Consider the following 9,036-nt stretch of genomic DNA (forward strand, 5'->3'; position numbering starts at 1 on the left):
CACAATTGCCGCCGCGAAGGTACGGAGCTCATCCGGCGGCCTCCTAGCGCCGGGGTTAGGGAATTGTTAGCTCCACCGTAGGCAAGAATCGATTTCGCCCCAAACAGAACAACAGAGGCACTTTTACGGTATAGCTTGTTCCTTCCTTTCCCTGCTCATTCCCCTATGTTGGCCGATTTCCTGTCCCCTGCTACCGTTGAGCCTGCCGGGGCCGCAACCGGCAGCGCCTCCCCCGCAGCGCCGACCGAGCCCCGCTCGCTCGCCACTCCCGCCCAAGCCGAAGCCGCGGCGTCCACGCTCGCGCCGCGCCTGTTCGCCCGGGCCGCAACTACGGATGAAGTAGGGGCCTTTCCGACCCAGGAATTTGCCTGGCTGCAGGCGGCGGGCCTGCTCACGGCCGCGCTGCCGGTTTCGCTGGGCGGTGCCGGCCTTGGCCACCCCGAGGCTACGCTACCGCTGCTGCAAACGCTTCAGCACATTGGGCGGGGCAATCTGGCGGTGGGCCGGGTGTACGAAGGCCACGTGAATGCGCTGCTGCTCATTCAGCAGCTGGGCTCGGCGGCGCAGGTGGCGCGCTACGCGGCCGATGCCCGCGCCGGGCGGCTGTTTGGGGTGTGGAACACGGAAATTCCGGCCGATGGCGTGCGCCTCGAAGCCCTGCCCAATGGCCGCTACCGCCTGCACGGAGCCAAAACCTTTGCCTCGGGCGCGGGGCATCTGGCGCGGCCGCTCATCACCGGGGCGCTGCCCGACGGGCAGGGCTGGCAGCTGTTTGTGCTGCCCGCCGACAGCCAGCCGCCGACGCTGGACCGCTCTTTCTGGCGGCCGTTGGGCATGCGGGCCACCGCCAGTTTCCGGGCCGATTTGACCGGGCTGGAAATTGGGCCCGAAGACCTCATTGGCTCGCCCGATGCGTATTACCGGCAGCCGGCGTTCAGCGGCGGGGCCATCCGGTTTGCGGCGGTGCAGCTAGGCGGGGCGGAGGCGGTTTTTGACGAAACCTGCGCCTTCTTGCAAGGCCTGGGCCGCATCGACGACCCCTACCAGCGCCAGCGCCTGGGCGAAATGGCCATTGCCCTGGAAAGCGGCCGCCAGTGGGTGCGCGGCGCGGCCGGTCACGCCGCCCGTCCCCGGGCCGCGGCCGACGCTGAAGCCACCGTGGCCTACGCCAACATGATGCGCACGGCTATCGAAACCATTTGCCTCGACATGCTGCGGCTGGCCGAGCGCTGCGTGGGCGCCCGCGGCCTGCTCGCACCCCAACCCTTTGAGCGCCTGCACCGCGACCTCACCCACTACCTGCGCCAGCCCGCGCCGGATGGTGCCCTGGCCGACGTGGGCCGCTTTGTGCTGGAGGGCAAGAGCTTCACCAACTAGCAGTTGCTATTAACACCGTCTTCCGTTGTCCGAAGCTATTCTTCCTTTCGATAAGTACCCGGTGCGGCCAGCCGGGTTTGTGGCCGCGCTGGGCCCAACGGTGGTGGTGGCCCCGCACCCCGACGACGAGGCACTGGGCTGCGGCGGGCTGCTGGCGCTGCTGCGGCAGGCGGGCGTGCCCGTCTTCGCGGTGCTGGTGAGCGACGGCACCATGTCGCACCCCAACTCGGCGCTGTTTTCGGCCGCTGCCCGGCGGGCGGTGCGCGAAGCAGAATTTCGGCACGCGCTGACGCTGCTGGGCATAGATGAAACCGAGTCGCTGCTGCTGGGCCTGCCCGACGGCCGCGTGCCCGCCGCAGCCCATGAGCCGGGCTTTGCGGAAGCCGCCGCGCAATTGCGGGACTTTCTGGAAAAACACGCCGCCGCTACCGTGCTGGTGCCCTGGCGGCGCGACCCTCACCCCGACCACCGCGCCACCAGCCTACTGGTGCAGGCCGCACTGGCCGGAATGCCGCAGCCACCCCGCCGCCTCGAATACCTGGTGTGGGCCTGGGAGCGCGCCGCGCCGGATGACCTGCCTACGGCCGCCGATGGCGTGCAAGGTTTCCGGCTGAACGTGGAAGCCGGCTTGCGGCAGAAGCAGCGCGCCATTGCGGCGCACCGCTCGCAGGTTGCGCCGGGCGTTTTCACCGACGATGCCGACGGGTTTCTGCTAGCCAATGAAATGCTGGCGCACTTTGCGGCGCCCTATGAAGTCTTTTTTGAAGCCGCCACGCCATGAATCAGAACCAGCCCAATACCTTGCCGCCCGAGTATTTCGACCACGTGTACCAGGCCAACCGCGACCCGTGGAATTTCGAAACCAGCCCCTACGAGCAGGCGAAATACGCCGCTACCCTAGCCGCGCTGCCGCGCCCGCACTACGCCGAAGCGTTTGAAATCGGCTGCTCCTTGGGCGTGCTCACGGCGCAATTGGCGCCGCGCTGCGGCCACCTGCTGGCCGTGGACGTGAGCGAGGCAGCCCTGGCGCAGGCCCGCGCCCGTTGCGCCGGCCTGCCGCAAGTGGACATCCAGCTGATGCAGGTACCCAACGAATTCCCAACTCAGCCTTTCGACCTGATTCTGGTATCGGAAGTGGGCTACTATTGGTCGCCCGCCGATTTGGCGCGGGCGGCCGAGCTACTCATTGCCGGGCTGCAAGCCGGCGGCCAGCTGCTGCTGGTGCACTGGACGCCACCCGTGCACGACTACCCCCTCACGGGCGACGATGTGCATGAATTTTTTCTAGCCAAAACCGCCGAATCAGGTCCCTTACGCCACCTGGGCGGCCAGCGGCACGAAACCTACCGGCTCGACCTGCTGGAAAAACGCTGAGCCCCCGCGGGCCGGCCGGGCCACCGCCCCGCTCCGGATGAGCCGCGGCAGCATGCGCAACGCCTCCGACAGCGGCACCGGCGCCACGGCCAGCGCAGGGCTGTGAGCCACCACCCATTCCCAGAGCACCCCAAACGTAGCGGCCTGCCGCACCTGCTTCATCAGCAAGGTCTTGGGCAGACCCAGCCGCGTTAGCAGCGCGTCGGCATCGGCGCCCAGCCGGCCGTGCCAATAGGCGTGCAGCTGCCGGCGCAACTGCCAGCTCCGCGCCAGCTGCACGGGGTTGTCGACGCGGGGCTCGCGGTGCTGGCGGCTCATGTGCAGCCACTCGCGCAACTGCCAGGACAGGCCCACTTCCACCCGGCCCTGGCGGCGGGCGGAGGTGAGCACGTGTACATTGGGGCTGTGACGCAGCTTCAGGTCGTGGCGGCGTAGCGCCTGACACAGGGCTTCGTCTTCCAGAAAACGAACTTCGGGCAGGCCGCCCGCCTGGCGGTAGGCCCGGGCCGTGAGGGCCAGGCTGGCGCCAAAATGCTGGTGGTGGCGCGGCCAGGGGTCGGCCGGCGCGGGGTCAATCAAGTCTTCGAGGCGGGCGCAAAGCAGGCGGTAGGCCGCATCAGCGGCTTGGATGCGGCGGAGCGGCAGCAGCGCCGGCCCGCTCATTTCGGTGAAAATGCGGCCGCCCACGGCATCGGCCCCGGCCGCGATTTCGGCCTGGATGGCGGCCAGCCAGGTGGGCGCCACGCGGGTGTCGGCGTCGGTGCTGGCGATGACGCCGTGGCGGCGGCCCACCTGCTCCAGCCGGGCACAGGCCTCGTCCATCAGCAGGCGGCGGGCGCGGCCCACGTGGGCCTTGGCAGCGGGCAGGCAGAGCTCGGCCACGTGCAAGGCCAGGTGAGGAAAACGCTGGGCTTGCCGGCGCACCGCAGCCGCGGTTTTGTCGGTGCAGTTGTTGGCCAGCACGATGACTTCAAAGCTGCCTGCGGGCAGAAGCTGGCCGCTGAAATCGACCTGCGCGGCCAGTGCAGCCAGCGTGGCCGGCAGGTTGGTGGCTTCGTTTTTGGCGGGGATAATGACGCTGGTGCACAGCCCGGGGCAGGGCGGTGGCAACTGCTGGTGCAGTTGCCGGGCGCTACGGCCCCGCCGGGGCGGTGCAACCAGCCAGTCGGCCGAGGGAATGGGAGCAGCAGCGGTGGCCTCGTGCGAAGCCAGAAAACGAGCAGGAGTAGCGTGGGTCATTAACCCCTGGTACGTCAGTCGGCCCGGCAATGGAGTGCTCAGCTTATGCCGATTTCGGCTGTAAATTCTTTATGCTGAACCGTGAAAAGCAATTTTTGTTCTGAGAACCAATCTCATTAAAGCTGGCTCTTCTGCCAGAAAAAAGACAAAAATATTTGTGTGGTTCGAGGGCAAGTAGTGCTGTGCTTCCTTATGGCTGACACCGCGCCTTGTTGCTCGACAAAAACCTGCTCTTGCCAAGCCCCTTAAAGCCGAAAAGCGCCTCTGCAAGCAGAGGCGCTTTTCGGTTTCTGGAATTTTTGTTAGCCGTAGGGCGACGGGTTAAAACGCTTCGCCGATGGCGAAGAGGATGCCCGGGGCGCTGCCAGTGCCGCCGGCGTAATCGAGGCGCAGGTTCACCCGGTCGCGGCGGATGAAGTTGAAGCGGATGCCCGCGCCGCCGGCCACTTTCGTGTCGCCGATGGCAAACTTGTCGATGTAGCTGTTCACGTTGCCCACGCCGCCGAAAATGGCGCCGTCGATGCGCCAGAACAGTTTCTGACGAATTTCGGCCTGGAACATAATCATCTGCCGGTCGCGGAAGCGCTGCTCGTAGATGCCGCGCATCAGGTTGGCGTTGTTGTAGAGCGTGCCGCCGAGATTGGCGCCCAGGCCGGCGAGTTCCCGAAACGGCACGTCGCCGGTGTGGAACTGCCCGAGGAACTGCGCCGCCAGAATGGTGCGATTGGAGCCGATGGGCTGAAAGTGGCGCGCGTCGAGCTGGTAGCGTACAAATCGGTAGTCGGAGCCCAGCCCGGTGCCGTTGAACGTGACGCCGAAATCCAGCAAGTCGCCTTTGAAGGCCGCCAGCGGCACGTCGCGGGTGTCATAAGAAATGACCGGCCCAAGGCCGGAAATGCGGGTGGACTGCCGCTCGCGCTCCGTCAGGCGCGGGTCGGTGTAGAATACGCTGGGGCGGTTTTCATCGGTATTCGTGGCCGGCGACTCGACTTTGGTGATGTTGGTGAGACGGTATTGCGCGCCAAAGAACAGCTTGGGCGCAATCTGCTTCTGCAGGCGCTGGTTGATGATGAACAGCTTGTACGAGGTTTCCGACTCGTCGGCGCTCAGGCTTTTGGGGCCTTTGCCGTAGTAATACAGCAGGATGTCGTAGGCGCTGATTTCGCCGTTGAGGTAAAACTTCTCGCCGGGCGTGTACACCGAATGCACCAACTGGATGAGCGACTGGCCTTCGGTGGTGGTCCAGTACTGCACGCGGGCATTGGAGGGGCGCGTGAGGGTATCCTCAGAGAAACGGCCGCTGAGCAGCCCGCCGGCACCATAGCCCAGGCCGGTTTCAGCCTGGTAAAACAGCACCGGAATAGGCAGCAGCGTCAGGCGTTTGTTTTTGCCAATCTGGCCGAACGACTGCGGGCCTTTCACGCGGGTGGCCAGCGGCGCGAGGCCCGTGCTGGGCGCGGTGTAAACGGAATCGGGCGGGGCGGCCGGCTGAGCGGCGGCAGTGAAAGCCAGCCCGGTCAGAAGCAGGGCTGCGAAAGAAAAGCGCATGGAGCGGCGGGAAATAACAGATGAATTACCCCATCAACGGATTAGAACGCTCCACGGTTGGAACGCGGCCCGCCGACAAGGCGGCTAAATGCCTGCCCGTGCCCAGCCACGCGCTTTATTCCTCCCGGCGCAAGCGTTTCACCACTTTGCCACGGCCGAGGTGTTCGGCCACCAGCTCGGCGGCGTCCGCCGGGCGCACGTTGCCATACACTGTCCCTTCGGGGTACACGATGAGGGCGGCGCCGGGGCCTTTTTTGCAGCCTTTGCAGAGGTCGAGGCAGTCGCAGGTCTGCACCTGGGTGCGTAGCTTGTGGCCGTCGACCACCAGTTTCTTGAGGCCCTGGTGCTTCAATTCCTTTTTCAAGGCCTTAGCCACGTCTTCCCCTACTCCGGACTTTTGGTTGGTGCATACAAATAGGCGACGGTTCTCGCTCATAGGGAAAGGTTATTAGTGAAATCAACACGTCATGCAGCGCGCAGCGAAGCATCTTGCCCGCACAACGCACTTCAATCGGCAGGATTTTTACTGTGGGCAAGATGCTTCGCTGCGCGCTGCATGACGTTCAACGAATCGTAATGCTGAAGGCCACTGTTACAGCGGCCCGTGCCAGTGCCGGTTCTGCAGCTTATACGCGGCCAGTTCGCGGTTCGACCACAGGGTTTGGTATATCTGCTGGTCGCGCACCAGCTGCGGGTCCTTTTCCATGAAGCCGAGCAACTCCTGGAGCAGTTCGGCCGCCTCTTCCTTGAGGAAATAGTACATCCAGTTGTCGAGCCGGCGCACGTTCACCAAACCTGCATTCTTCAAGTACGATAATTGCCGGCTGGTTTTGGTTTGGGTGAAATCGAGCACTTGCTCCAAATCAGCCACCACCATTTCCTTGTTGCGCCACAGCAAATGCAGGATGCGCACGCGGCTTTCATCGCCCAACGATTTAAAAAGTTGCTGCCCAAAAGCAACCGTGAAATGTTTCAAGCGCATCTGCTGTCTGTGTGAAGGGGCGGGCGCCCGTGGTTCTTCCGCCCAAAGTTACCATCGGCCCCGCCCCGGGCGCCGTATATTTGCCTACCTGACTTTTGAACATGCCTGATTTCTTGCGCTTTCGCCGCTTCTCCTTGTTTTTCGCCCTCGTGCTGGTGGGCGGGCTGCTGCTGGCGGCGCCCGCGGCCCACGCCCAGGGCAAAAAGAAGGTGATTCAGTTTACCGGCATCGTGGCCACCGGCGACAGCCTGCTGGGCGTGCCCGGCGCCACCATCTACGTGCCCAAAGCCGGCCGCGGCACCTCGTCCAACGCCTACGGCTACTTCTCGCTGGCCGTGCTGGCCGGCGACAGCATCATCATCCGCTCGCTGGGCTACGCCAACTACACCATCGTGATTCCGCGCGACTACCAGCGCCAGAGCTATTCCCTGGTGGTGTCGCTCACGGAAGACGCCACCGTGCTGCCCGAAGTGCGCGTGTTCCCCTACACCACCGAGCGTGACTTCAAAAAGGCCTTCCTAGCCCTGCGCCTGCCCACCGAGAAAGGCAGCGCCGCCGCCGACAACCTCAACCAGGAGCTCATGGACCGCATTTTCCGGACCCAGCCCATGGGCGCGGTGGCCAACTTCCGGCAAACCATGCAAAACCAGCAGTACAACCAGGACGTGCGCGCCGGCTTCGGGCCCAGCACCTACGCCAACAACCCGCTGCTCAACCCCTTCAGCTGGCTGAAGCTGGTGCAGCAAGTGAAAAACGGCGAGTTTAAGAAGAAGTACAACGACGACTGACCGCAGATTAAGCGGATTTTAGCCGATTGAGCGGATTTTTTGTGGTTGCCGGTCCCCTGCCGTAGGCCGTTTTAAGCGCTTGATTGTTATAGCGGAAACGGGTGCGTGCCCCTTTGGCCGCGGCTGGCAGTGCAAGGCCAATGATGGCCAAGAACCACAAAAAATCCGTTCAATCAACTAAAATCCGTTTAATCTGTGGTCCCATGGATACGAACCTTCCCGTTTCGGGTACCCCGCGCGTGGTCATCATCGGCTGCGGCTTTGGCGGCCTGCGCCTGGCCAAAGCCCTGCGCCGCGCCCCCGTGCAAGTGGTCGTAATTGACCGCAACAACTACCACAATTTCCAGCCGCTGCTCTACCAGGTAGCCACCGGCGCCCTGGAGGCCGACAGCATTGCCTACCCCATTCGCAAGATTTTCGCGGGTCAGAAGAACTTCTATTACCGCATGGCCGACGTGCACCGCGTGGAGCCCACCACCAACACCGTGGTAACCAGCGTGGGCGACATCCGCTACGATTACCTGGTGCTGGCCACGGGCTCGCTCACCAACTTTTTCGGGCTGGAGAGCATTGAGCGCAACGCTATGCAAATCAAGAGCATCCCGAATGCCTTGAATTTGCGCAGCTTCATCTTCCAGAATTTCGAGAAAGCTCTGCTCACCGAAAACCCCGAGGAAAAGCAGGCCCTGCTCAACATCGTGGTGGTGGGCGGCGGGCCTACGGGCGTGGAAATCAGCGGCTCGCTGGCCGAAATGCGCCGCCACGTGCTGCCCAAAGACTACCCGGAGCTGGACTTGCAGGCCATGCAGATTTTTCTGGTGGAGGCCGGGCCTGCCTTGCTCGGGCCGATGTCGCCCGCCTCGCAGGCCGACGCCAAGCGCTACCTCGACGAGTTGGGCGTGAAAATCATGCTGAACACGTCCATCAAAAATTTCGAGAATTGCCGGGCGTACTATTCTGACACCGAATATATTCCGACTGAGAATCTGGTGTGGGCCGCCGGCGTGAACGGCGCCGAGGTACCCGGCCTGCCCACCGAAGTGGTGGCCCGCAACAAGCGCATCAACGTGAACCGCTGGAACCAGGTGCCGGGCCTCAGCAACGTCTTCGCCATCGGCGACGTGGCCAACATGGTGACCGAGGACATGCCCCGCGGCCTGCCCATGCTGGCGCCCGTGGCCCAGCAGCAAGCCGACCATTTGGCCGATAACCTCCAGCGCCTGTTGCGCGGCGAAGCCCCCAAAGACTTCGTGTATAACAACAAAGGCTCGATGGCCATTGTGAGCCGCAATAAGGCTGTGGTCGACCTGCCAAAAAACGTGCACTTCAACGGCTTCTTCGGCTGGTTCACCTGGCTGTTTGTGCACATGATGACGCTGGTGGGCTTCCGCAACAAAGTGGTGGCGTTTGTGGACTGGGCCTTCAGCTACTTCAGCTCCGACCAGGCCCTGCGCCTCATCATCCGGCCCTTCAGCCGCCGCGACGTGAAGGACGACAAAGGCAAGAAGAGCGCCGAGCACCGCACCGCTACAGCCGAATACAACCCCACGCCGCCGGCCATCCAGACGCCGGTGGCGGGGTAAGGCTGGCGCTGGTGAAACAGAACGTCATGCAGAGGGCCGGGGGAGGGTTTTTTTCCCGATAGGAAATTGAATTTTTGCCGCGGGGAAGAAGGTTTGCCCGCCCCCCGCGTGGGGGTGCCTTGGTTTGGTTTTTCTCCGTTTCTGG

The 9,036-nt window shown here is 63.8% G+C and carries 9 protein-coding genes; 5 read left to right on the top strand and 4 right to left on the bottom strand.

Features of this window, described 5'->3' with window-relative positions; translation table 11 throughout:
* Positions 1-165 precede the first annotated feature (165 nt).
* Genes I2H31_RS19020 through I2H31_RS19030 form a run of 3 tightly spaced genes read left to right on the top strand, consistent with a single transcriptional unit; the run spans position 166 to position 2,751 of the window.
* Positions 166-1,377, top strand: a complete 1,212-nt coding sequence (locus I2H31_RS19020; protein WP_196294643.1) for an acyl-CoA dehydrogenase family protein — start codon at positions 166-168, stop codon at positions 1,375-1,377.
* Between the two features lie 25 nt (positions 1,378-1,402).
* The gene (locus I2H31_RS19025) at positions 1,403-2,158 is read left to right on the top strand and encodes a PIG-L deacetylase family protein (RefSeq protein WP_230687928.1); all 756 of its coding nucleotides are present in this window, start codon (positions 1,403-1,405) and stop codon (positions 2,156-2,158) included.
* Entirely contained in the window at positions 2,155-2,751 is a 597-nt protein-coding gene (locus I2H31_RS19030; RefSeq protein WP_196294644.1) for an SAM-dependent methyltransferase, read from the top strand. The genes I2H31_RS19025 and I2H31_RS19030 overlap by 4 nt, the downstream gene beginning before the upstream one ends.
* Here I2H31_RS19030 and I2H31_RS19035 read toward each other — a convergent pair.
* The 4 genes from I2H31_RS19035 to I2H31_RS19050 form a co-directional block, all read right to left on the bottom strand.
* The gene (locus I2H31_RS19035; RefSeq protein ID WP_196294645.1) at positions 2,689-3,990 is read right to left on the bottom strand and encodes a glycosyltransferase; all 1,302 of its coding nucleotides are present in this window, start codon (positions 3,988-3,990) and stop codon (positions 2,689-2,691) included. The two genes, I2H31_RS19030 and I2H31_RS19035, sit on opposite strands and share 63 nt — an antisense overlap.
* A gap of 321 nt (positions 3,991-4,311) precedes the next feature.
* Entirely contained in the window at positions 4,312-5,538 is a 1,227-nt protein-coding gene (locus tag I2H31_RS19040; RefSeq protein WP_196294646.1) for a BamA/TamA family outer membrane protein, read from the bottom strand.
* Positions 5,539-5,653: 115 nt separating this feature from the next.
* Positions 5,654-5,974, bottom strand: coding sequence for a (2Fe-2S) ferredoxin domain-containing protein (locus I2H31_RS19045; RefSeq protein WP_196294647.1), 321 nt, complete (start codon positions 5,972-5,974; stop codon positions 5,654-5,656).
* A 156-nt stretch (positions 5,975-6,130) separates the two neighbouring features.
* The gene (locus I2H31_RS19050; RefSeq protein WP_196294648.1) at positions 6,131-6,520 is read right to left on the bottom strand and encodes an ArsR/SmtB family transcription factor; all 390 of its coding nucleotides are present in this window, start codon (positions 6,518-6,520) and stop codon (positions 6,131-6,133) included.
* A gap of 101 nt (positions 6,521-6,621) precedes the next feature.
* Here I2H31_RS19050 and I2H31_RS19055 point away from each other — a divergent pair, with 101 nt between their 5' ends.
* Positions 6,622-7,308, top strand: coding sequence for a carboxypeptidase-like regulatory domain-containing protein (locus I2H31_RS19055; protein WP_196294649.1), 687 nt, complete (start codon positions 6,622-6,624; stop codon positions 7,306-7,308).
* Between the two features lie 203 nt (positions 7,309-7,511).
* Positions 7,512-8,891 carry an NAD(P)/FAD-dependent oxidoreductase gene (locus tag I2H31_RS19060; RefSeq protein WP_196294650.1) on the top strand — a complete coding sequence of 460 codons (1,380 nt, stop codon included), beginning with the start codon at positions 7,512-7,514 and terminating at the stop codon, positions 8,889-8,891.
* The last annotated feature ends 145 nt before the right edge of the window (positions 8,892-9,036 follow it).

It is taken from the genome of Hymenobacter ruricola (assembly GCF_015694525.1).
In the GTDB taxonomy this organism is placed as follows: Bacteria; Bacteroidota; Bacteroidia; order Cytophagales; family Hymenobacteraceae; genus Hymenobacter; species Hymenobacter ruricola.